This is a genomic window from Sphingobacterium sp. WOUb80, assembly GCF_050058145.1.
Classification (GTDB): Bacteria; Bacteroidota; Bacteroidia; order Sphingobacteriales; family Sphingobacteriaceae; genus Sphingobacterium.
This window is the reverse complement of record NZ_CP165617.1, coordinates 1,535,972-1,559,662: the sequence shown is the minus strand read 5'-3', so window position 1 is coordinate 1,559,662 and position 23,691 is coordinate 1,535,972. Positions and strand designations below refer to the sequence as shown.

The following is a 23,691-nucleotide window of genomic DNA, read 5'->3' as shown; positions in this document are numbered from 1 at the left end:
TTTTGGAACATGATGGAAAATTCCAAGAAAAAAGCAGCAATCGGATTCATATTTATCACATTACTCATCGACATTACAGGTTGGGGAATCATCATTCCCGTTGTTCCTAAACTTATCGAGGAATTGATTCATAGTGACATTAGTGAAGCTGCGAAATACGGAGGCTGGCTTGGCTTTGCTTACGCTTTTACGCAGTTCATATTTTCTCCGGTCGTCGGCAATCTCAGTGATAAATATGGGCGAAGACCCATTATATTGATCTCCCTCTTCGGATTCGCTGTAGACTATATCTTTCTTGCCCTCGCTCCAAGCATAGGATGGCTTTTCCTGGGAAGGGTCATTGCCGGGTTGACTGGCGCCAGTTTTACAACGGCAAGTGCCTATATTGCGGATATATCAACAGATGAAGATCGGGCAAAGAACTTTGGCTTGATAGGCGCTGCATTTGGTCTAGGCTTTATCATCGGCCCAGTTATCGGCGGTCTACTTGGTCACTATGGTGCCAGGGTTCCCTTTTACGCCGCTGCAGGATTGTGTATGCTAAACTTCCTGTATGGCTATTTCATCTTGCCTGAAAGCTTGGACAAAGAAAAACGCAGGGCCTTTGACTGGAAACGTGCCAATCCCGTTGGATCCTTTAAGTTCCTCGGAAAACATCCGGAAATATCCGGATTAATCGTCGCCTTAATTTTAATATATATTGCAGGCCATGCGGTTCAGAGCAATTGGAATTTTTTCACCATGTATAAATTTGATTGGACCGAAAGAATGGTCGGTATTTCGCTGGGTGTTATTGGTTTGCTGATTGGATTGGTCCAGGGTGTTTTGATTCGATGGACAACCCCCAAACTTGGTGAACAGAAAAGCATTTTTTATGGGCTGACTCTCTATGCCATTGGCTTATTGTTGTTCTCATTTGCAAGCGAAGGATGGATGATGTTCGTATTCCTTATCCCCTATTGCCTTGGCGGTATTTGTGGCCCTGCCCTTCAATCTGTTATTACCAAAAATGTTCCTTCAAACGAACAAGGTGAACTTCAAGGGGCCTTAACCAGTCTGATGAGTGCAACATCAATTATTGGTCCTCCAATGATGACCAATCTTTTCTATTACTTTACTCATGACGAAGCTCCCTTTAAATTCTCAGGCGCACCATTTTTCTTAGCATTCGTTCTGATGACCATAAGTGTGATAATCGTATACAGTGCTTTTCAGAAAAAGCGAAATCAACACATAAACCAGTAAAGTGGATTAATCACTTCGCGATATTTTCACCTATCATCACCAAAAAATCCATTGGCGGGAGTTTTCTACAGAAACCCCGCCAATGGATTTTTATATTGTTGACTTGAGGCAGTATACTTGAACTACAATTCTTCAATTTATGGATCGAATTCTTCATTTCCGGCAATAATGATCTCTTTAATTTTGCCTCCAAGGAAATACTATTCAAGATGATACATATAACAAACATAAAAGATCAAAAAATAAGCATTCATACACCATCAAAACCTGACACACCTGTACTGACAAAATCTCTTCTTTGGCTTATTACATTGACAACAGGAATAGTTGTCGGCAACAATTATTACAATCAGCCACTTTTAGGACTGATGGCAAAAGACTTTCATGTTACTGAAGCCGCAATCAGTATCATAGCTATGCTTACACAGATCGGTTTTGCAACCGGATTACTCTTTATCGTTCCATTGGGGGACATGGTAAAACGAAAAAAATTAATACTATCGATATTCTTGCTCATTATTGTTTCCTTAGCTGGGGTGGTTATGGCGCCTACACTTGAACTGCTCTATCTCGCCAGCTTTATGGTTGGATTCAGCTCTGTAGTTCCACAAATGTTGGTCCCACTCACTGCAGAACTCTCTGCACCGGAAAAACGCAATTCATCTATTGGCATGGTCATGAGTGGCCTGCTATTGGGCATTTTGCTTTCACGTGTCGCGGCAGGATTTATCGGCGATATCTGGGGCTGGAAAGCCATCTATTATATCGCTATAGCATGTATGATTTTATTAATGCTATTATTGACCTTCAATCTCCCCGATGTAAAACCAACATTTAAAGGAACTTACCTGCAACTAATGCATTCATTAGTTCATCTTACAAAAACTCAACCTGTACTACGCCTATCCGCATTAAGAGGGGCATTAGGCTTTGCTGGATTCAGTGCTTTTTGGATTACATTAGTGTTTCACCTGCAAGAAGCCCCCTTCCATGCGGGGTCTGCTGTGGCCGGATCCTTCGGATTGATCGGTGCCGTTGGCGCTCTGGCAGCATCAGTAGTAGGAAAAATCTCAAGCCGTGTTTCCACTTATCGGATTATTTTAAGTTCAATATTCATCCTCTTATTAAGTTGGGTTATCTTCTATTTTGGGGGCTATAGTTACATGGGTTTGATCAGTGGTGTTATCTTGATTGACCTTGGCCTACAATCGATGCATATCAGCAATCAATCTTCTTTTTTTGCATTAAATTTAGGTGCAACCAACAGGTTAAATACAGTTTATATGTTTAGTTACTTTGCGGGTGGGTCCTTGGGTAGTTATTTAGCTTCCCTCGCTTGGAAGTACTTTCAGTGGAACGGTGTGGTGTTCACAGGTTTTTGTTGTACATTACTGGTCCTGATTGCCCATATTACCTATGGCAAGCGGTCATAATAAGCTGTTTGGCAGCCAACTAACAGTTGCTAATTCCGTTATCTTAGTCTACTAAAATGGCTTACATTATCGAGATGTAAGCCATTTCTGAAAACCTATTTCATTTATTCGAGCACGCCAAACTTACCCGCCTGAAAATCTTCAAAAGCTTGATATATCTCGGCCTGTGTATTCATCACAAATGGCCCGTAACTCGCTATAGGTTCGTCAATAGGTTCACCGCTTAACACAAGCAAGACCGCCTTTTTATTTGCCTTTATCGAAATCTCTTCACCATCATGATCAAATAACACAAAGCTATGCTCTCCAGCGACCTCTCCATTTACCACAATCTCGCCATTCACTACCAATATTCCAGTATTATGATTTTGTGGTACCAAAAAGCTCGTTTCATGCTGCTCTTCCAATTTAATATCAAAGAGGTTGATCGGAGTATATGTGCTGGCTGGTCCGATCGTATCCTGAAATTTTCCCGCTATCACATTGACCACACCGCCCGCATCTGGCAACACAACTTTGCCCATTTGGTCGGCAGTAATCCCCTGATAGTGTGCCGCCGTTGATTTGTCCTTTGCGGGTAAATTGACCCAGAGTTGAACCATTTCAAACAGTCCTCCTTTTTTCGAAAATTCCTCTTCATGATACTCTTTATGCAATATCCATGCTCCAGCAGTCATCCATTGTACATCACCAGGACGAATAACACCGCTATTGCCCGAACTATCATGGTGTGCCACACTCCCTTTGTAAGCGATGGTCACGGTTTCAAAACCTTTGTGCGGGTGGACATCCACTCCCCTTATATGGTCAGAAGGTCCAAAATCAAATGCTGCATTGAAGTCCAATAGAAGAAAGGGACTCATCCTCTTCTGAGAAATTCCTTTGCCTGGAATCATATTAAATACGCGAAAACCATCTCCCACCATTCCAGGTTGGGCCGGACGTTGGAAAATCCGTTCAATTGATCTTTTCATGTTATTATCTCCTATTTATCGTTGTTTACTAATGCTAATGGAAACATAGATTGATGCTATCTATTTATGTTTCTACCTCAAAGTTACGACAAGAAGGCACCTGTCACCAACAACCTGGATTAAGGTATAAACTTAATCTAGGTTAAGAAAATCAAGAACAGTACTTATTCTTAATTTTTATCTCTAAAACTTTCAGCATTTCTCAAAAAAATGTAACTTAAAAAAAACATGGACTAGATCATTTATGGATATAAACAATAGAGCATCGACCAACATCTGTCGACGTTTCAGCCTACGTCTATCACTATTACTCTTCCTATACATTTTTTTACTTCCATTGGGATATGCGCAGTCCAATCGTAAATCCGAAGCAATGCCGAATTGGAACGAGGTGCTGGAAGAACAATTATTCCCCGGTAAAAAGATGCAGGATTCGAGTTTTAATTTCAAGGGTAAATTTGACGAAAAATTTATCCTAACGGCAGATAATATCAAACTCCATGGTTTATTGTTTAAAGCCGATAGTAGCAAAGGGCTAATTTTCTATTTGCATGGCAGTAATGGAGCATTAGATACCTGGGGCAAAATTGCCAATATCTATACCGACAATGAATATGACCTTTTTATGTTGGATTATCGGGGGTATGGGAAAAGCGAAGGTAAAGTAACTGATGAAAAAATACTTTATAGCGATTTACAGACAGTATATGAACAATTAACTCAACACTATCCGGAAGATCAGATTATATTGATCGGTCAATCTATTGGGACAGCACTAGCCTCAACGTTAGCCGCAGACAATAAACCTAAAATGCTTATTCTTCAAGCACCGTACTATAATTTTAAAGATTGGACACATCATGTCGCCCCCGAGATCGATACCACTGGAATCCCTTTCCATTTTGACAATGCTTCAGCATTACAAAAAGTGAAGTGCCAAACAATTATTTTTCATGGAGATAAGGATGAGGCCGTCTATTTTGGTTCGTCCATTAAACTTAGTAAGTTCTTTAAGAAGCATGATAAATTGATCCGGTTGAGACATGAGGGGCATAATGATTTTTCTAAAAACAAGGATTATCTACGCGCCATACATGAGTTACTGCAATAACGCAATTTGCTCGCTAAAATGTATTATGCCCCATTAAACAAGATCATTTATTAAATTCGGGATATGGAAAGCCCTGACCTTTCTCACAAAAAAATTTTAAACTTCTAAAAAATAAAGCCCAATCAAAACTGCACGAAGCAAACTCAGCACTATAGCTTGCCCATCCATCATGGTGGAATAGTAAAACACATCCCTTTTGATGAGGTTCAAGTTCAAAAGTCAATGTCGTTCCAATCCACTCCTCCAGTGCCTTAATACAGCGCCATTCCACTTTTGAATAAGGTGTCAGCACAATGACTTCCATAGTCTTAAAATAACTGGGACCAAACCCGAATCTCAGTACACTGCCAACCTCTGGTTTTGCAACCGTATCTGGAGTCCACCAGCCTGCCAGTCCTTCTGCTGTGGTAATCGCCTTATAAACTATCTCCACAGGGGTTTCAATCAATAATCGATGATATATACTTTTAGTGCCAGCATCCTTTGATCCTTGATCTTCGCCCTGCGGCTGTATAGCAATTTCCTCCTTTGGGGTTGCTAATCCCTGACCAGTAACAATCAACTGTCTCAGGCTGTCCTGGATATAATGCGTCCAAGCATCATGACATAGCTGATAGCATTCTACTTGGGGATGGAGTCCCTGATGGGTAAAATTTAAGGTAGTTGTGCCCCCATCCTCCACTATATCGAAGATAATATAAGTGTCGGTCCATTCCTTTTCATCCTTTGTGAATTTAAAATAGTTTTCTAAGACATGCCATACAACTTTCCGATTGGTTTCCATCAACTCTATTTTTATACGACAGCGATGCACATCTTGATAGTGATACAAAAATTCGTCATTCAAAGCGGCAGTTGATCCTTCAATATTTTGTGACCACCATCTGCGGACATTATTGATCGCCTCAAATACACGTTGAGCTCCTGTGTCAACGGTAAAACTTGTTTTAAAATCCTCCTGTTTCATATTATATGATATTTCACAACTTTAATTCGTACACTTTAAATCCCTATGCCTCAATAGAATCAAATATATAAATCTGGACATCATTTTGATGAGGCGCCAAGATCTTCCGATCCATAGCACAGGCTTTCCCCTGTGCCGAGGCAAATGCAGTTTTAACCGCTTCCAAACTTTCAAAATGTAAAGTTCCAATGCAATAGACATCGTCGTGTCCCGTCGTTGACATAATCCCATCCTTTGCCACTTCATAACTAATCAGTCCCGGAAGTGTTTTAGCCAATGGAATGTGTGTTTCAAAATAATGCCTGTCAAAAAACTCCCTATCCTTCGGCATCTTATATATTGCGAACATTCGTACCATCTTGCTGTGTTAATTTGAATTTGTAAATCAAATATAGCGGGCCTAAAAAAATAAAAGAGGGTGTAAAATAGACATTCTCAGCGGTTGATTTAGACAATCTATTTTGGTATATTTCCACTATAAATAAGTTCTTCAATAGGCAGAGGAGCGATCAATAAACTGCGTATCGTATATTTGCACGCGACCTTATACACCCTGAACATGAAACACTTAACCATCTTAGTACCAGATAGTCAAACAGGCCCAAACACCATATCTTGCATTGTTGGAACATATCATGTATTCACCGAGGCTAACCGCTATTACAATCAACTGGGCAGAGAACCCATTTTTAATATAGAATTGGCGGGAGTTTCCATGCAGAGTAACTTTGTCAATGGATTGTTAACGGTGCTGTCCCAGAAAGATATCGCTGCAATTCAAAAAACCAATCTCATTATAATACCCGCTGTGATTCCTAATTTTGATGCAATAGAAGCTGGAAATATCATCCTGACTGAATGGGTATTGGCCCAATATAACAAGGGAGCCAATGTTGCAAGCATGTGTACTGGCGCATATTTACTGGCGTCCACGGGTCTCCTAGACAACAAAAACTGCTCTATCCACTGGAAGTCCGCGGCAAATTTCAAGAAACTCTTTCCCAAGGTCAATTTGAAAACAGAACAAATTATCACTGATGAGCAAGGCATCTATACGAATGGCGGGGGCTATTCCTTCCTCAACCTTCTCCTCTATCTTGTTGAAAAATTCTACGATAGACAGACGGCTATTTATTGCTCCAAAATCTTTCAAATTGATATTGACAGGCAAACGCAATCTGATTTTATGATTTTTAATGGACAGAAGTCACATGGAGACGAAATGATCATGCGTGCACAGGACTATCTCGAAAAGAATTTTACTGAGAAAATATCGATGGATAAGCTATCAGCACTATTTACGATAGGGCGCAGAAATTTCGATCGCAGATTTATCCGGGCTACAGGCAACACACCAATAGAATATCTTCAACGAATAAAAATAGAATCGGCAAAAAAGTCACTTGAGACCTCTAGAAAGACCGTAAACGAAGTGATGTATGGTGTTGGATACACAGATATAAAGGCTTTCCGCGAAATATTTCGTCGCTTTACAGGACTCACTCCGCTAGCGTACAAAAGCAAATACAATAAGAGAAACACCGTTCAAGAATAGAATTGTTATTCAAAAGTCCTTATATTTAACTTTATACGTAAACCCATTTAATAAATAAATGACTTTTGAACCCATTCAGATTTCCGACTTACCCCAAATAGCAAAACTAACTCCAGAAGGCTGGGGTGATATTACTGTAAAGGTGAGACATTATATGAACAGTGCATTTTGTTTTCCAATAAAGCTCATCGTCAACCGCAAGATTGCAGCCATTGGAGCTACTATTGTGCATGATCATGTTGCGTGGCTGGGGCATATCATTGTCGATCCAGATGAACGGGGAAAAGGATATGGAAAAATAATGACCAACGAGCTCATTCATACCGCTCAACTCAACAACTGTACAAGTATTCAGCTTATAGCGACCGATATGGGAGCACCCGTTTACGCAAAAATTGGGTTCCAAGAAAGCTCCTCCTATCTTTTCTTTGAAGGCATAGCACTGACTCATCCTGAGGAACCAGACAACAATATACTTCCTTATCAATCCAACTTTAAACAGGCTCTTCTAGCGCTTGATCACGCAATAACGGCAGAATATAGACAATGTGAGATAGAGCCACACTTACAATCTGCCTATGTTTACGCGGATAATAACACGGTGAGCGCTTATTATCTTCCAACATTGGGAGAGGGATTTATTGCATCAAACGAACCACATGCTGGAATAGCCTTACTTAAATTACATTTAAAACAAAATTCAAAAGTCGTACTACCCAAAGAGAATACGATTGCAATTTCATTTTTAACGAGTCAAGGATATTGTGTAAAACGCGAAGCGAAACGCATGTATCTTGGTGATCATATCGATGTCCAATTTCCATATATATTCAATAGAATCGGTGGAAATATCGGTTAACTTCTAAAAAAAGATTCATTAGTAAACCATATATTCAATTTAACCTTACCCATGAAACTATATTATTTCCTCACCCTCACCTTAGTCACACTTGTACCCTGTATGCTGATGGCGCAAACAGGTAAAGTAAAAAAGCAACCAAATATTGTTTATATCATGAGTGATGATCACGGCTATCAGGCTATCAGCGCCTATGGTTATCGGTTGAACGAAACTCCTCACATTGATCGATTGGCAAAGGAAGGCGCGATCTTCACCCGTGCCACGGTGACAAATTCGCTATGCGCCCCTAGCAGGGCTGTGCTGTTAACAGGGAAGCACAGCTATATCAATGGAAAAATTGATAATGAGGCTAAATTCGATTGGAATCAGGATAACTTCGCGAAGATCCTCCAAAAAAATGGCTATCAAACCGCATTAATAGGTAAAATTCACATGGATGGTCTGCCTCAGGGTTTTGACCACTCAGCTGTTCTTATTGATCAGGGGGAATACTACAATCCAAACTTTATTATCGATGGCGTCAAACAGCAAATCCAAGGTTACGTGTCCGACCTAACCACCGACATGACTCTGGATTGGATCGCGCAACGAGATACAAGCAGGCCATTCTGTGTACTCTATCACCAAAAAGCACCGCACCGGGAGTGGTTACCAGCCTTACGGCATCTTCAACAGTATACATCAAAAACCTATAAAGAACCCAGTAATCTATTCGATACCTACGAAGGAAGAGGAACGGCAGCAAAAACCGCAGAAATGAATATCCTCAAACATATGAACTGGGCTGGAGACAACAAGATACCACCTGCACTAATGGACGAATTGGGCATAAAAGAATATTTAACCTGGGATAAGGCGGCCTTTAATGGAAACCTGGGAAGGATGACAGCAACACAGCGTGCAACATGGGATTCTATCTACAACCCAATTATGGCAGATTTTAAAATGAAATACCACAACATGTCCAAAGAAGACCTTATGCGCTGGCGATATCAGCGTTATATGCAAGACTACTTAGGCACTGTTGCCGCTGTAGATGAAGGCGTTGGACGTCTATTGGATTTTCTGAAAGAAAATGGGCTCGATGAAAATACAATTGTCATTTATACCTCGGACCAGGGCTTTTACCTTGGTGAACATGGTTGGTTTGATAAACGTTTTATGTATGAAGAATCGCTTCGAACCCCCTTATTGATCCGTTACCCAGCGGAAATAAAAGCTGGCCAATCTTCAAAAGCACTTGTCCAGAATCTCGATTTTGCACCTACAATCCTAGATTATGCAGGGCTTGCGGCTCCAAAAGATATGCAGGGAAAATCATTTCGTGGTTTGCTCAACGGGAAAGAACATAAATGGCGTGATGCCGTATATTACACCTATTATGAATATCCTTCCATTCATATGGTAAAACGCCACTACGGAATTCGCACCGAAAGGTACAAACTGATCCATTTCTACTACGACAAAGATGAGTGGGAATTATATGACCTTGAAAAAGATCCGCAGGAAATGCAGAATGTATACAATGTACAAGCATACCAAAACGTACGTGAAGAAATGCATCATAAACTGCGCGAAGCCCGGGCTTACTATAAAGATTCCGATGAAAACGACAAGAAGTTTTTACCAAAAATAAAACCTTGATTTACTGGAGCAGCGCTCCAGTAAACCATATTCGTCAGTGATCTAAAAAGGATTGCACTTAAAATAACGTCTCAAAATACGTCTGACATCTCTGTTGTCAGCTTTAAGGAGGATAGCTTCCCGTTTTTTCTTTTCACTACGTACACGTTTATTGCAATAGCCAAATCCTTTATACTGACCATCCAAAAGGTAAACCAGCCCTTTTTCTTCGGGTGTACGGCCTAGAAACTCCAAAAATATCTCGCCCAGCGGCAGTTCAGAAGAGGCCACAAACTCCTGGACTCTTCGATTATAATCTTCCGGTAGCTCCTGCGCGATACAAGCCCCCTTGCAGGTTTTCAGCATGTACTGAAAACAATGCCGCGTATAAGTCTGCAGCCTGTTTATCTTTTGGCAAAGCTGGTACGCTTCCACGATCTTGAATAACTGCTCCTTTCCTTCCTGATGACTCGAGAAGGTCATTAACTCCTCACGTTCGGAATCAAGCGCTTCCACTTGAAGGACTTGATAGCCCGATGGATTTGTCTCTAAATAAAGGCCAAATCCATAGTAGGTTCGACGCTGTGCACGGTTGTAAAACGGCTGATGTTTTTTGATCAGGTCAGATTCATATAAAAGGGCTAATAATTCGTGACCTGTTAGTTCAAACCCCACACGGTAAGCCGCTCCCTGGATTTTACGTTCCTTAAAATCTGTACTTCTAAAATGTTGCAATAACCTATTCCTGATATCGATACTCTTACCGACATAAATTAACACATCATTCTTATCGTAAATATAATATACGCCAACTGCAGAAGGCACTCCTTCAAGCAATCCCGCAATTTGTTCTTTCGTCATCACTTGTACTCCACGTAATACATTACAAAGGTAATCTAAAAAATAGGCTATTCACTTCGCGGATCAGATTTTAAAGGCATCTTGGCACATCGTTTTACTTCCAATGATGGACAGCCATAGTCAACGACAATTTTCCCTTCGATCAAATAAATACCGTTCCCCCGAAGTGGATATTCGATAAGTGTCTGAGGAAAATGAACGGTATCAAAAAAACGTCCTTCCGAATCCAAAAAAGTTCCAAATTTCATTTGTCCACCATTGCGCATCCTGACCATTTTTTCACAGACAAAATCACCGACCATCCGAATAGTCTCACCTTCGTTGGACTTCATGTTCTCCGCACAAATATCGCCTCTAAAGGTACTCTTTGCCAAATCGAACAATGTACCTGTAACACAGAAACCGATCAACTCAAGCTCATCATAATAGTCTTCCAAGACATTTTCCTCCAGTGGCGGAAGTATAGGTTTTCTGCTTTCCAGATCAAAGAGTACATTTCCGTTGCGGGCCGGTTTATATTTACTCATCATCAAATGACCCTCCCACAATAATTGTTTTTTCCCTATTCCAGTAAAACGCAAGGCACCAGCACGAATCAAAATAATTAATTGCTCCAGACCGATCGCCGTCCTGCTAATAAAATTTTCTAAACTAAGATAAGGTCCATTCAACTCCCGTTCATTCACAATTCGTAAAGCCAATTTATCCTCCAGATGCTGGAGACAATCAAATCCCAAATAAATATCCTTTCCAAAAATACGCGTATTAGCATTGGACTGGTTAACGCAAGGCAGACAGATGTTGGCCCCTGCAACCCGCGCTTCATTAACATACACCTTGCGGTTGTAGAAACCACCATAATTATTGAGGACCGCAACCATAAATTCCAACGGGAAATAGGTTTTTAAGTAGAGACTTTGGTAACTCTCCACAGCATAGGACGCTGAATGTGCTTTATTGAAGGAGTAACCGGCAAAACTCTCCATCTGCCTCCAAATTTCTATACTGATCCGCTCTGCATATCCTTTCGACTTGCAATTGGCAAAAAAACGCGCGCTGATAGCTGCAAGGTGATCCTTATCACGATATTTGCCCGACATCATGCGCCGCAGTACATCTGCATCGGCCATATCCAAGCCACCGTAGGCGTTTGCAATTTTCATCACATCTTCTTGGTAAACCATCACACCATAAGTTTCCTCGAGCTGCTCTTTAAAGACTGGATGCGGGTAACTTGCGGCAGATGGATCGTGATGACGTCGAATATATTCGCTCATCATTCCCGAACTAGCCACCCCTGGACGAATAATGGAAGAAGCTGCCACTAAAGTTTTATAAGTATTGCATGACAGTTTAGTCAAAAGCTGACGCATAGCTGGACTTTCAATATAGAAACACCCAATAGTATGGGCAGACTGCAATTGTGCCGCAATTAGCGGGTCATTAAAGAAAAGCTCGGGGGTATCTGTATTGATCAGTTCGCCCAGATTCTCACGGACTATCGTTCTGCAGTCCTTGATATGACCTATCCCTCGTTGCGATAGAATATCAAATTTTTCAAAACCAATATCTTCGGCGACGTACATATCAAATTGCATCGTAGGGAGCCCTTTAGGAGGATAGTCCATCGCTCCATAAGATACCAGGGGAGCTTCAGAAATAAGAACACCACTTGCATGGATGGAACGTTGATTCGGGAAATCTGCCATCCGATTGTATACACTCAAAATGGTATTCGTTACTTCATTTTTATTCAGCATGTGTTCGGGTTCATGAATCAAACGATCGATCTCCGCCTTAGGAAGACCATATACCTTTCCAAGTTCACGCAAAATACTCCGCGACCGAAATGTACTCATTGCGCCCATTAACGCGACATGTCCATGCTCGTATTTATTAAAAATATAATCATAAATATCGTCACGCTCATTCCAGCTAAAGTCAATATCAAAATCGGGAGCGCTCTTCCGCTTAGGATTTAGAAAACGTTCAAATGGCAGATTCAATGCAATAGGATCAACATCGGTAATCCCCAAACAATAGGCTACTGCGGAGTTTGCTCCAGAACCACGCCCTACATAATGAAAATCCCGATGTCTTGCATAGCGACAAATATCGTTCGTTATCAGAAAATAACTTGAAAATTTAAGATGTTCTATAATTTCCAATTCCCGCTGGATCCGTTCCCTTGCCACAGCATCACTTTTCCCATAACGTCTTTCCAACCCCATTGCTGCCTGGCTAAAAAGCATTTCCTTATCCGCATAATGACTGTCTGTAAAAGTGGCTTTATTTTTAACGGTCTCAAATTCGAAATAGAAAGAACATTGGGCAAGCAGTTGCTCGGTATTGTTCACGAGTTCGGGTAAATCTGCAAACAGCTCCATCAACGCTTTTCTCGACAAAGGTACTTCATCCGGATGAGCCACTTGATGCGCCTCCAATTGTGATATCAACAGATTATTGTCAATCGCACGTAATTGTCTATGCAGCACATAGTCATTCCGCTGGAAACTTACAGGCGCCAATACAACACAATCATCCAAATGTTTCCGATCCAACAAGCGTACTTTGGTGCGTTCAGAGGGTTTAACCCCAATATATTCATAGTCCCGCAACTCTTGTTGGCCGATCATCGAAAATGGATAAACAACAAATACCTGTTCAAAATTGGGGGCACGTTGCGGCACAGATCGCTGCTCCATATTCAGTTTGGTACGATAGGTATTAATTTCCTGAAAACCACGTTCATTCTTAGCAATAGCGATAAAACAAAGCGTGTCACCTGCTCTAAACTCCATCCCTGCGAGTAAATTTATCCCGCTTTTACGTCCCAGCCGTATAAAATCCAATGTTCCAGAACTATTGTTAATATCGGTCAGCACGGCAGTATCGTAGCCTCCAGACCGGATCTCTTCGATGAGATCTTCCAGACTCAATGTCCCATACCGCAGGCTATAGAAGCTATGAAGATTTAGAAGCACTCTTCCCTCCTTTCTCCCCCGGAATGGGCACACAAATCCCTTTCATCAAAAATTCTGCTCCATATCGACTTTTAATACGATCCATAGCCTGCATCAAATTTACTTCTTCGGCATTATCAGCAAATAGATCCGTCTGGTAAGCGCCATAGATTAGACCCGAAAACTTGATTCCTACCAACCTAATTAACATCCGCCGGCTATATAGCTTTTTAAATAAAGATAGTACTACTTCGATCAATCTTCGGTCGGAATTCGTATAACCGATCTGCAATTGCTGGGTGTGGGTATCAAAATTACTATAGCGTATCTTTAAGGTAACACAACTGGTCAGCCGCTGTTCTTTACGTAACTCAAAAGCGAGATGATCAACCATCCCGATCAATGTACGTCGCAATACATCTATATCGATCGTATCCTGCTGGTAGGTCGTTTCTTTAGACATGGATTTTTGTTCACGAAAGGGAACGACAAGCGTATCGTCGAGACCATTGGCCTTCCGCCAAATATGAATACCATTTTCCCCTAAAACCTGCTGTAAGGTTAAAATCTCCATTTGTTGCAATGTTCCAATTTTCGAAATCCCCATATTACGCAACAAGGTATATGACTTATCACCGACCATGGGTATTTTCCGAATGGAAAGCGGGGCAAGAAAACCCTTTTCTGTCCCCCCATTCACTTGCAACTCACCGCAGGGTTTTGCCTGTCCTGTTGCGATTTTAGAAACTGTTTTGTTGACAGAAAGGCCAAAACTGATCGGCAGTCCCGTTTCCCGAATGATGCGCTGCCGCAATTCTTGGCTCCATTTCCAGCATCCGAAATAACGGTCCATTCCCGAAACATCAAGATAATGTTCATCGATGCTTGCTTTCTCTACAATTGGTGTCTCTAACGAAATAATTTCGGTCACCATATTAGAGTAATAACTGTATAAATCGTGATCACCTTTAACAACAACCGCATCCGGGCACATTCTTAGGGCCAAGCGCATTGGCATGGCGGAATGTACCCCCGACTTCCTGGCTTCATAAGAACACGAAGCCACCACACCTCGATCGCTGCTGCCACCGATAAGCACTGGTACACCAATAAGCTTACTATTGACCAGCCGTTCAACGGATACAAAAAATGTATCCAGATCACAATGGACTATACTCCTTTCCATATCATTCACGTATTGACATGTCATTATTACTTGTCAGCAATAAAAATCACGCTCAAATATACTAATATATTTAGTATTTAAATAAAATGATGGCGAAAAAAAATAGCAAACGCATCTTGTAGAAAGAATACAGCAGCATCTTCAATCGTACGCCAAAAGCTAAGGCAACAGGTAAACAATTGAATGAAAGCAAATGCTATTGGCACACTGTAAAAACATGTGACAAAAAGATAAATTGCAAATCAACAACAAAATGCAGCCATTATCTGTTCAGATGGTATGGGAAAATATTATACAAAGGGAAACACGATTAGTAGCGGAGCATATACTGCAAAGGGTAAAAAGGAAAAAAAATACATTGTCAGCGAGATTAAGCGCGATGGGGAACTGGTCGGCGTCGGTATTTATTATGACGGATCCGATGAACTTCGTGCGGCGGTTGTGATTAATGATCAAGGGCAAGGAGTTGAAATCCGCAACCTACACGATGAACATTATCCAGAAGCGCAAGCAGATGATGACTTGGCTTTTCTCTGGCCTCTTTATGAAAAAATGGTCGGCAAATAAGGTCCTATAAACACCCGTCCTCCATTTCATCAAATTAGAAGGACGAGTGTAAAACAGAGTTCATCACTAAAACTTCATTTTCTGAATTCTTATCGCATTCAATATAGCTATTAACGATACGCCAACATCGGCAAATACAGCTTCCCACATTGTCGCCAAACCTCCAGCTCCAAGAATCAACACGATCCCTTTGACTATGAAGGCAAGGCCTATATTCTGATAAACAACTTTTTTCGTTTCTTTTCCAATGCGAATGGCCATTGGAATTTTCGAAGGTTTGTCATCTTGTATCACGACATCGGCCGTCTCGATCGTCGCATCACTGCCCAGTCCACCCATCGCGATTCCAACATCACTCAGTGCTACGACCGGAGCATCGTTAACGCCATCACCAACAAAAGCAACAGATTCGTTTACCGCCTTTATTTCCTTGACTTTATTCACTTTATCTTCCGGAAGCAGGTCACCATAGGCCTGATCTATACCAAGTTCCTTGGCAACATAGGCGACTACTGTCGTCTTATCCCCGCTCAGCATCGTTGCTTTTACACCAAGCTTATGCAAGAGCTGGATCGTAAGCGCAGCATCCGCTTTAATGCGATCAGCGATCGTCATGAATCCTACAAATTTACCGTCCAAGGCGATCGCAATGGTCGTATAAACGATACTATTCGGATCGATATCATAGGCTACATTAAACTTGTCCAACAATTTAAAATTTCCTACCAACAGTACTTTACCATCAGTAATAGCTTTTAGCCCATGCCCGGCGATTTCTTCCACATCATCAAGACTGACCGCTTCATCGACCTCGCCAGCATATTCTCTGATTGCCGTTGCAACCGGATGACTACTGTGGCTCTCTATTTTATTGACGAGCTTCAAAATTCTTGCTTCATCGTAACCGGCCTGTAGTTTAATTTCCTGCACCTTAAAAACGCCCGCAGTCATTGTCCCGGTTTTATCCATCACGACATGTCTGATGTCGGCCATCGCATCCAAAAAATTACTACCCTTAAATAGAATACCATTTCTGCTCGCGGCACCTATTCCGCCAAAATATCCCAAAGGAATTGAAATGACCAGTGCACAGGGACAAGAAATCACTAAAAACACGAGAGCCCTGTACAACCATTCGCTAAATACATATTGACCGACAAACAAGTAAGGCAGGAGACAGATTCCAATGGCCAAAAAGACCACAATTGGCGTATATATCTTAGCAAACTTCCGAATAAACAATTCTGTCGGTGCTTTTTGAGCTGTCGCGTTCTGTACAAGTTCAAGGATCTTACTCAGCTTGCTATCTTGATAAGCGGTTGTCACCCGAATTAGACTCACTGTATTCATATTGATCATTCCGGCCAGTACAACATCACCCTCCATCTTTGTATCTGGCTTGCTCTCGCCAGTCAGCGCGGCTGTATTAAATGCACCTTGTTCAGACAGCAATTCACCATCCAGCCCGAGCTTTTCTCCAGGTTTCAGCTGAACTATTGCTCCTATACCTGCATCGGCGGCTTTGATCACTTTGCTCTTTCCATTCTCCAAAATGGTCACTTCATCCGGACGCTGATCCAGCAATGCCTTAATATTACTTTTAGCCCGACTCACCGCCAAGGTCTGAAACACTTCTCCTACGGCGTAAAATAACATCACCGCTACAGCCTCCGGGTATTCTTTGATTCCAAAAGCTCCTAGGGTAGCAATGCTCATTAGCAAAAACTCCGAAAAGATTTCCCCTTTAGCTATACTCTTTAAAGCATCCCTGATGACAGGAACCCCTACTGGCAGATAAGCTAATATGTACCAGCTTGTCCGGACCCAATCCTTAAACCATGCTTGCGCAATCCAATTATCCATGGCTATTGCAGCAATGAGCAAGACAAAAGAAATTAGCGCAGGTAGAAACAGCTGCATCTGACTGGCCCCTGCCGTCGAGTGATCGTGACCGTCCTCATCAGGACTATGATCATGACCGTCCTCATCAGGACTATGATCATGACCGTCCTCATCAGGACTATGATCATGACCGTGACTGGAAGCCGGAGCTTCCCCAATAAGGTCTTCAGCTCCGGCCTGGTTATATATTTTTTCTGTCTGTGTACAACAAAGCTGTCTGCCTTGTGCATCATAACGATGTTTATGTTCCATAACTTGCTTTGATTATGTTAACAAATGCTGTCAATTAATGTTCGTGTCCACCTGTATTGCTCATTTTAGCATTGATAAAAAAAGCACCCTTCACAACAATTCTTGTTCCGGCCGGCACTTCTGTAACCGGGATAATCGCCGTATACCCCAAGGCAGACACGCCTTTTTGAATCTCAATTTTTTCAAAATTGATGTTCTTGGCCTGTTCTTCTCCATGCTGCCCGGCTTCCTTCTCATTGCTGTGTGCATGTTTTGCTTCACCCTCATCGTGCGCATGCCCGTGATCGTCGTGCCCTTCTTCATGCTCCTCGGGTTTCTTGTCTGTCTCCACAAAAATATAATACTTGCCGTCGGCCTCCACAATGGCGTCATTAGGAACAGCCGGAGTCCGCACATTATTGACACCGATCATACCCGTAATGTTCATTCCATCAATCAAGCCCACTTTGCTGCCCACAACCGTACTGTGTACAGCGATGGTCTTGCTGTCATTTTCAAAGGAAGATCCAATCGTAAAAACTTTAGCGGTATAGGTCTTATCCGGGTTGTTGGTCAGTTGAAAGTTGATGAGCTGGCCAACTTTAACCAGAGGTAAATCCTTTTCAAACACCTGCAGATCCAAATGCAACAGACTATTGTCAACAATCTCGATCACCGGAGAAGAAACATCCACATAACTCCCTATTTTCGCAAAAACATTACTCACTGTTCCATTGATAGGGCTTGTTACGGACAATGAAGTACGCATATTGGAAAGATTCACGCTATTGGGATTAATGCCCATCAATTGGATCTGTTGTTGCAAGGAAGCCTTTCGAGCCCGTAAACTGTTGAAGTCCGCTGTTGCTGCCTGCAGATTTTTCCGTGCGCCCGCATTACCTTCATTCAATTCCTGTTGCCTTGCCATTTCTTGTTCTGCCAGGGTAATCTTACTTGCGAGGGATACATATTCCTCCTGCAACTGTACAAACTGGGGGTTGGTAATCGTAGCGATTACCTGCCCCTTACGCACATTGTCTCCCAACTGTACATTCAATGTCTTTACAACACCACCATAAAGCGCCGTCGCATTCGCTTTATTGTTATTGGGTACACTCAAAAGTCCATTGGCCTTAATTGTGGCTGTCAGTTCCTTCTCTTCAATACCTCCAAAAACGATGCCCACAGCTTTTATTTGTGCAGCACTCAGGGCGGCTACGGTAACCGGCCCTTCCTCATGACCCTCTTCGGCTTTAGGCTCTTCCTTTCCCGCTGGTTGACCTTTACGCTCCGACTCATTAGAACCGCAACCGTAAAAAACAGCAACGGCGATACATACGATAAATATCTTTATGAAAACTTTCATTGTTGACTTATTTGTTATTGAAGTAATTATATTGAATTGCTGATTGATTATACTGATTGAGTACCTCTAAATAATTCTGACGAATCCCTATGGCCTGACTTAAAAATTGACTTAATTCAGCAAAATTGATCTCCCCAGTTCGATAACCCAAACTTGCCGCTTTAATGATCGCATCAGCTTGTTTTAAACCCGAAGACTCGTAAAATTGCAGTAATGCACTATTCTTGTCGATCTCTGCAAGTGCGTTTCCTTTATTTGTCTGGAATACCTGCGTATCATATTCCAACTTACGCTGTTGAACTTCCATTTCAGCATTGGCAGCCTTCACTTTACTTTTATACGCGCCCAGGCTAAAGACGGGGAAAGATGCGGAGACAGAAAATCCCGATAACGGATCTTTGGCTCCCCACACACGTTGGGAGAAAAATCGCCCCGAGAACTCAGGTTTATTTGTATTTTTCTGAACACTGATATTCGATGAAGCGATATTTACATTCTGCTGCTGTAAAACAAGTAAAGGATGCGTTAGTTCTTCAGATGGGCTGGCGTTCACGACAATCTTCTCCAAGGACTGATCCAATGGAAGCATCCACTCATTACGATCCAACAACATCATCAATTGCTGCTGCTGAATAACAATATCCTTTTTGTTCTGAACCAATTGAGCCTGCAGCTCTTTCAATTTTGCTTCTGCGGCGATTTTATCCAGCGCAGCCACATCACCAGTCCTAAAACGTAATTCTGTTGCCTTAAACATGGCTGTATAGATACTATCCAACTCCATATACAGCTTTTGACGATCCTGGAGATACCAAAGCTGAAAATAGGCTGTCCTTACATCTTTCGTAATCGCAGTTTTCAATACATCCGTATTTAAATTCGCATATTTTAGTTGCTGTTTAAAATACTCCTTACGCGCTGCGTAGAGCCCGGGCCAGGCAATACTTTGCGTTATACCAATTTTCAATAAGCCGGCCTTATCCGTAGGACGGTAATCTTCATTTTCTGCAAAAATCCCGGTCTTGGGGATTTCGGTCGCCGTTTTAACATTAAAACCGGCACCCGCGATTTCAGCCTGGTTGATCTGAAACTGGCGATTGCTCTTTAAAGCAGTTTCCACAGCTTCTGTAACAGAAATGCGCTCTTGGCCAAACACCTGAGATCCCAAGGTCATAAATAGGAAAACAAGTACTGTAACAAAGGTCTTAGCACCGCTACTTCGTTTCATATTCCATTTAGAATTAAAAATTATATACAATAATGGCAGCACAAATAACGTCAGGAAAGTTGCCGTTATCAATCCGCCAATAACTACCGTTGCCAAAGGTTTTTGAACTTCAGCGCCGGCACTTGTACTTATTGCCATCGGTAAAAAGCCCAGTGAGGCCACTGTCGCTGTCATGAGTACGGGACGTAAACGGGTCAAAGTACCTTCTTTAACGCGTTGAAAAATATCATCGACGCCCTCTTTTTTCAGCTGATTGAATGTCCCAATTAAAACGATACCATTGAGTACGGCCACACCAAACAAGGCAATAAAACCGATACCGGCACTAATACTGAAAGGCATGCCGCGCAACATCAATGCAAATACCCCTCCGATAGCACTCATTGGAATTGCGGTAAAAATTAGCGTCGCCTGCTTAAAGGAATGGAACGTGAAATACAACAACATAAAAATAAGCAATAAGGAAACTGGCACAGCAATCAACAGACGTGAACTCGCTTTTTGCAAATTCTCAAACTGCCCCCCATAGGTGAAATAATAACCCGCAGGAAGTTTTACATTTGCCGCCAATTGTTGCTGGATATCTTTTACGACGGTTTGAACATCACGCCCTGCCACATTAAATCCAATCACAATTCTTCTTTTACCAGCTTCGCGGCTGATTTGGGCCGGTCCCAATTTATAATCAATGGCAGCAACCTGAGAAAGAGGAATCTGTGTACCCGTATCTGTAGGAATCATCAGATTACGTACATCATCAATACTGTTTCGGTGGGTTGTATCTAACCTGACGACCAGATCAAAGCGACGTTCATTTTCATAGATCTGTCCCGTACTTCGACCGGCAAAGGCGGTACTCACCACATCATTAACGTCCTGAATGGTCAATCCATAATTCGCAATCCGTGTACGGTCGTAAACAATATTGATTTGCGGCAGACCAGATACGCGCTCCACTTGTGGAGAAGTCGCCCCTTGAACGGATTGAATCTGCGCGGCAACCACATTGGCGTAAGCGGCCAGTGAGTCGATATTTTCACCGAAGATCTTTACAGCCACATCCTGACGGATACCCGTCATCAACTCATTGAAACGCATCTGAATAGGTTGATTCTTTTCGAAAAAGACACCAGGAATTACCTCTAATTTTTCAAGAATAGCACTACCCAGTTCTTCATAAGAACGTCCCGACTTCCACTCTTTTTGAGGCTTCAATACCACCATAATATCTGTCGCTTCCGGTGGCATGGGGTCCGTCGGCACCTCAGCGGCACCTGTTTTACCAACGACCATCTTCACTTCATCGAACTCTTTGATAATCCGGGAAGCCTGCATAGAGGTTTCAATACTTTGCGAAAGCGAGCTTCCCTGCGGAAGTATACAATGGAACGCATAATCACCTTCCTGCAATTGTGGAATAAACTCGCCACCCATATTCTTAAAAAAGAAGGCCGACAAAACAAAAATGGCAACAGTTAAACTCACGATTAGGTATTTAAACCGAATGGCTTTTTGTAATAAAGGCTCATAAATACGCTGCAGCCCCGCAATCATCCGGTCACTCAACGTCTTCTTGTCGCTGTGTTTTTTAGGTAGGAACAAAGCGCACATCATAGGGATATAGGTTAACGAGAGAATCAATGCGCCGAAAATGGCAAATCCAACTGTTTGTGCCATTGGACGAAACATTTTCCCTTCAACACCCACCAATGTTAAAATTGGAATATAGACAATAAGAATAATAATCTCACCAAAGGCTGCACTGGTACGAATCTTTGAAGCAGACTCAAATACCTCATGATCCATTTCAGCCTGGGTCAATTTCTCGGTTGACTTTCGTAAGCCTAAATGGTGTAGTGTAGCTTCCACCACAATGACGGCTCCGTCCACAATCAAACCGAAGTCTATCGCACCCAAACTCATTAAATTGGCACTTACGCCGAAGACGTTCATCAGTCCAAGTGCAAACAGCAGCGCCAGTGGAATCGCCGAGGCAACGATAAGACCTGCGCGCAAGTTCCCAAGAAATAATACCAGGACAAAAATGACGATCAGCGCGCCTTCAATCAGATTTTTTTCAACAGTACTGATCGCACGCCCGACTAGGTCCGTCCGATCTAAATAGGGCTCTATGACCACATCATCAGGTAGCGATTTTTGAATAGTCGGTAGTTTTTCTTTCACCCGATTGACCACCTCATTACTATTTTCCCCCTTTAGCATCATGACCACACCGCCCACAGCGTCTACCTCACCATTGTATGTCAAGGCTCCATAGCGCACAGCATGACCAAAACGTACATCCGCAACGTCTTTTACATAAATCGGTATAGACCCTGATTTTCGGATAGCAATATTTCTGACATCTTCCAAGGAGGTCGCCAGCCCAATTCCCCGGATAAAGTAAGCATTCGGTTTTTTATCAATATAGGCACCACCTGTATTTTGATTATTTTTCTCTAAGGCAGTAAATATCTCTGGAATCGTGATATTCATAGCCTTAAGTCTATTCGGATCAACAGCTACTTCATATTGTTTGAGCTCACCTCCGAAACTATTGACCTCGGCAATTCCAGGTGTTCCATAAAGCTGACGAGCAACAATCCAATCTTGCATGGTGCGCAAATCTTTTGCGTTGTATTTCTTTTCGCTTCCCTTTTTAGGATGGATAATATATTGATACACTTCTCCCAATCCGGTACTTACTGGAGCCAGCTCAGGTTTACCAATACCTTGTGGAATCTGATCCACCGCTTCTTTTAAACGCTCACCAATTAGCTGACGTGCAAAATAAATATCTACATCATCGTCAAAAACAACGGTAATGACAGAAAGCCCGAAGCGTGAAATACTCCTGATCTCCTCAATTTTGGGTACAGTTGCAATACTTTGTTCAATTGGAAAAGTAACCAATTGCTCCACTTCCTGTCCGGCAAGAGTTGGACAAGAGGTAAAGATCTGGACTTGATTATTGGTAATATCGGGAACGGCATCTATCGGCAGTTTCGTTGCACTCCATGCCCCCCAAATGATAAGCAACAAGGTCATTAAACCGATAACGATCTTGTTCTTAATGCTAAATTTTATAATATGATCTAACACAATTATACGTGATTAATGCTTAAATAATAGCTCGTTAGAATAGCTCATCTCTTGTCGTAATACAATACAACAAGCGTATTCCGAGCACAAAGCTGAATAAAGAACAGCATAGCATGCTCATTCAGATTTGTTTTTAGAATTTTTACGAAAAATTAAGCATTAACTTTTGGCGGCTGCCAGATGCTTCCAAAATAACTGGAAACAATCGCTGTATTGAGAACAGGATTACGACTATCAAAATAAATTGAAACCGGGACACCATCTATTTGCGGAAATTGATACGCATAAGCCGTTATATTTCCACTACAACAATTACAATAGCAGAAAATAGAACAGGCATCGGATGCGTCATCACTGTGGTTATGCGCTTGATTTAATTGTGTTTCCATAGCAGTCTGCTCACAGCGATTGGTAGAATCACTGCAGGGAACAAAAGAAAGTCCCATAATATATGCTATCAATATGAAAACAATTAATCTCATGAATACACAAATTTAAAAAAAATAAATTAAAAT

The 23,691-nt window shown here is 41.9% G+C and carries 17 protein-coding genes; 7 read left to right on the top strand and 10 right to left on the bottom strand.

The genetic code is table 11. From position 1 onward, the window contains the following. The first annotated feature begins 9 nt into the window (after nt 1-9). Nucleotides 10-1,245, top strand: a complete 1,236-nt coding sequence (locus AB1Z56_RS06215) for a TCR/Tet family MFS transporter (protein WP_369012313.1) — start codon at nt 10-12, stop codon at nt 1,243-1,245. Nucleotides 1,246-1,454: 209 nt separating this feature from the next. Beyond that, the gene (locus tag AB1Z56_RS06210) at nt 1,455-2,678 is read left to right on the top strand and encodes an MFS transporter (protein WP_426791442.1); all 1,224 of its coding nucleotides are present in this window, start codon (nt 1,455-1,457) and stop codon (nt 2,676-2,678) included. A gap of 104 nt (nt 2,679-2,782) precedes the next feature. Here AB1Z56_RS06210 and AB1Z56_RS06205 read toward each other — a convergent pair whose 3' ends face one another. Then, nucleotides 2,783-3,652, bottom strand: a complete 870-nt coding sequence (locus tag AB1Z56_RS06205; protein WP_426791441.1) for a pirin family protein — start codon at nt 3,650-3,652, stop codon at nt 2,783-2,785. A gap of 244 nt (nt 3,653-3,896) precedes the next feature. On the opposite strand from AB1Z56_RS06205, the gene AB1Z56_RS06200 reads away from it, so the two are divergent. Continuing rightward, on the top strand, nt 3,897-4,763 hold the full coding sequence (locus AB1Z56_RS06200; RefSeq protein ID WP_309359556.1) for an alpha/beta hydrolase: 867 nt from the start codon (nt 3,897-3,899) through the stop codon (nt 4,761-4,763). Between the two features lie 43 nt (nt 4,764-4,806). Here AB1Z56_RS06200 and AB1Z56_RS06195 read toward each other — a convergent pair whose 3' ends face one another. Both AB1Z56_RS06195 and AB1Z56_RS06190 read right to left on the bottom strand, forming a co-directional pair. After that, the gene (locus tag AB1Z56_RS06195) at nt 4,807-5,730 is read right to left on the bottom strand and encodes an SRPBCC family protein (protein ID WP_426791440.1); all 924 of its coding nucleotides are present in this window, start codon (nt 5,728-5,730) and stop codon (nt 4,807-4,809) included. Between the two features lie 43 nt (nt 5,731-5,773). Continuing rightward, nucleotides 5,774-6,088 carry an EthD family reductase gene (locus AB1Z56_RS06190; RefSeq protein WP_426791439.1) on the bottom strand — a complete coding sequence of 105 codons (315 nt, stop codon included), beginning with the start codon at nt 6,086-6,088 and terminating at the stop codon, nt 5,774-5,776. A gap of 201 nt (nt 6,089-6,289) precedes the next feature. Between AB1Z56_RS06190 and AB1Z56_RS06185 the strand changes: the two genes are divergently transcribed. Genes AB1Z56_RS06185 through AB1Z56_RS06175 form a run of 3 tightly spaced genes read left to right on the top strand, consistent with a single transcriptional unit; the run spans nt 6,290 to nt 9,791 of the window. After that, nucleotides 6,290-7,285 carry a GlxA family transcriptional regulator gene (locus tag AB1Z56_RS06185; protein ID WP_313263328.1) on the top strand — a complete coding sequence of 332 codons (996 nt, stop codon included), beginning with the start codon at nt 6,290-6,292 and terminating at the stop codon, nt 7,283-7,285. A 58-nt stretch (nt 7,286-7,343) separates the two neighbouring features. Beyond that, nucleotides 7,344-8,144: a GNAT family N-acetyltransferase gene (locus AB1Z56_RS06180; protein WP_426791438.1), complete on the top strand. Its 801-nt coding sequence runs from the start codon at nt 7,344-7,346 to the stop codon at nt 8,142-8,144. Between the two features lie 51 nt (nt 8,145-8,195). Then, nucleotides 8,196-9,791 carry a sulfatase family protein gene (locus AB1Z56_RS06175; RefSeq protein ID WP_426791437.1) on the top strand — a complete coding sequence of 532 codons (1,596 nt, stop codon included), beginning with the start codon at nt 8,196-8,198 and terminating at the stop codon, nt 9,789-9,791. A gap of 42 nt (nt 9,792-9,833) precedes the next feature. Here AB1Z56_RS06175 and AB1Z56_RS06170 read toward each other — a convergent pair whose 3' ends face one another. From AB1Z56_RS06170 to dinB, 3 genes are read right to left on the bottom strand one after another with little or no spacing between them, the layout of a single operon-like run. Beyond that, the gene (locus tag AB1Z56_RS06170) at nt 9,834-10,631 is read right to left on the bottom strand and encodes a GIY-YIG nuclease family protein (RefSeq protein WP_309359568.1); all 798 of its coding nucleotides are present in this window, start codon (nt 10,629-10,631) and stop codon (nt 9,834-9,836) included. 47 nt (nt 10,632-10,678) lie between these two features. Then, nucleotides 10,679-13,615 carry a DNA polymerase III subunit alpha gene (locus AB1Z56_RS06165; protein WP_426791436.1) on the bottom strand — a complete coding sequence of 979 codons (2,937 nt, stop codon included), beginning with the start codon at nt 13,613-13,615 and terminating at the stop codon, nt 10,679-10,681. After that, a complete protein-coding gene (dinB, locus tag AB1Z56_RS06160; RefSeq protein ID WP_309359571.1) occupies nt 13,596-14,780 on the bottom strand; it encodes a DNA polymerase IV in 1,185 nt (394 codons plus the stop codon). The genes AB1Z56_RS06165 and dinB overlap by 20 nt, the downstream gene beginning before the upstream one ends. 279 nt (nt 14,781-15,059) lie before the next feature. Between dinB and AB1Z56_RS06155 the strand changes: the two genes are divergently transcribed. Beyond that, nucleotides 15,060-15,347 carry a hypothetical protein gene (locus AB1Z56_RS06155; protein WP_309359573.1) on the top strand — a complete coding sequence of 96 codons (288 nt, stop codon included), beginning with the start codon at nt 15,060-15,062 and terminating at the stop codon, nt 15,345-15,347. 66 nt (nt 15,348-15,413) lie between these two features. Here AB1Z56_RS06155 and AB1Z56_RS06150 read toward each other — a convergent pair whose 3' ends face one another. The 4 genes from AB1Z56_RS06150 to AB1Z56_RS06135 form a co-directional block, all read right to left on the bottom strand. Further along, complete coding sequence (locus AB1Z56_RS06150; RefSeq protein ID WP_426791435.1) at nt 15,414-17,501, bottom strand: heavy metal translocating P-type ATPase; 2,088 nt, start codon at nt 17,499-17,501, stop codon at nt 15,414-15,416. Nucleotides 17,502-17,535: 34 nt separating this feature from the next. Beyond that, nucleotides 17,536-18,846, bottom strand: a complete 1,311-nt coding sequence (locus tag AB1Z56_RS06145; protein ID WP_426791434.1) for an efflux RND transporter periplasmic adaptor subunit — start codon at nt 18,844-18,846, stop codon at nt 17,536-17,538. A 7-nt stretch (nt 18,847-18,853) separates the two neighbouring features. Continuing rightward, nucleotides 18,854-23,176 carry a CusA/CzcA family heavy metal efflux RND transporter gene (locus AB1Z56_RS06140; protein ID WP_426791433.1) on the bottom strand — a complete coding sequence of 1,441 codons (4,323 nt, stop codon included), beginning with the start codon at nt 23,174-23,176 and terminating at the stop codon, nt 18,854-18,856. A gap of 152 nt (nt 23,177-23,328) precedes the next feature. Further along, a complete protein-coding gene (locus tag AB1Z56_RS06135) occupies nt 23,329-23,658 on the bottom strand; it encodes a DUF6660 family protein (protein WP_309359581.1) in 330 nt (109 codons plus the stop codon). Between the last annotated feature and the right edge of the window lie 33 nt (nt 23,659-23,691).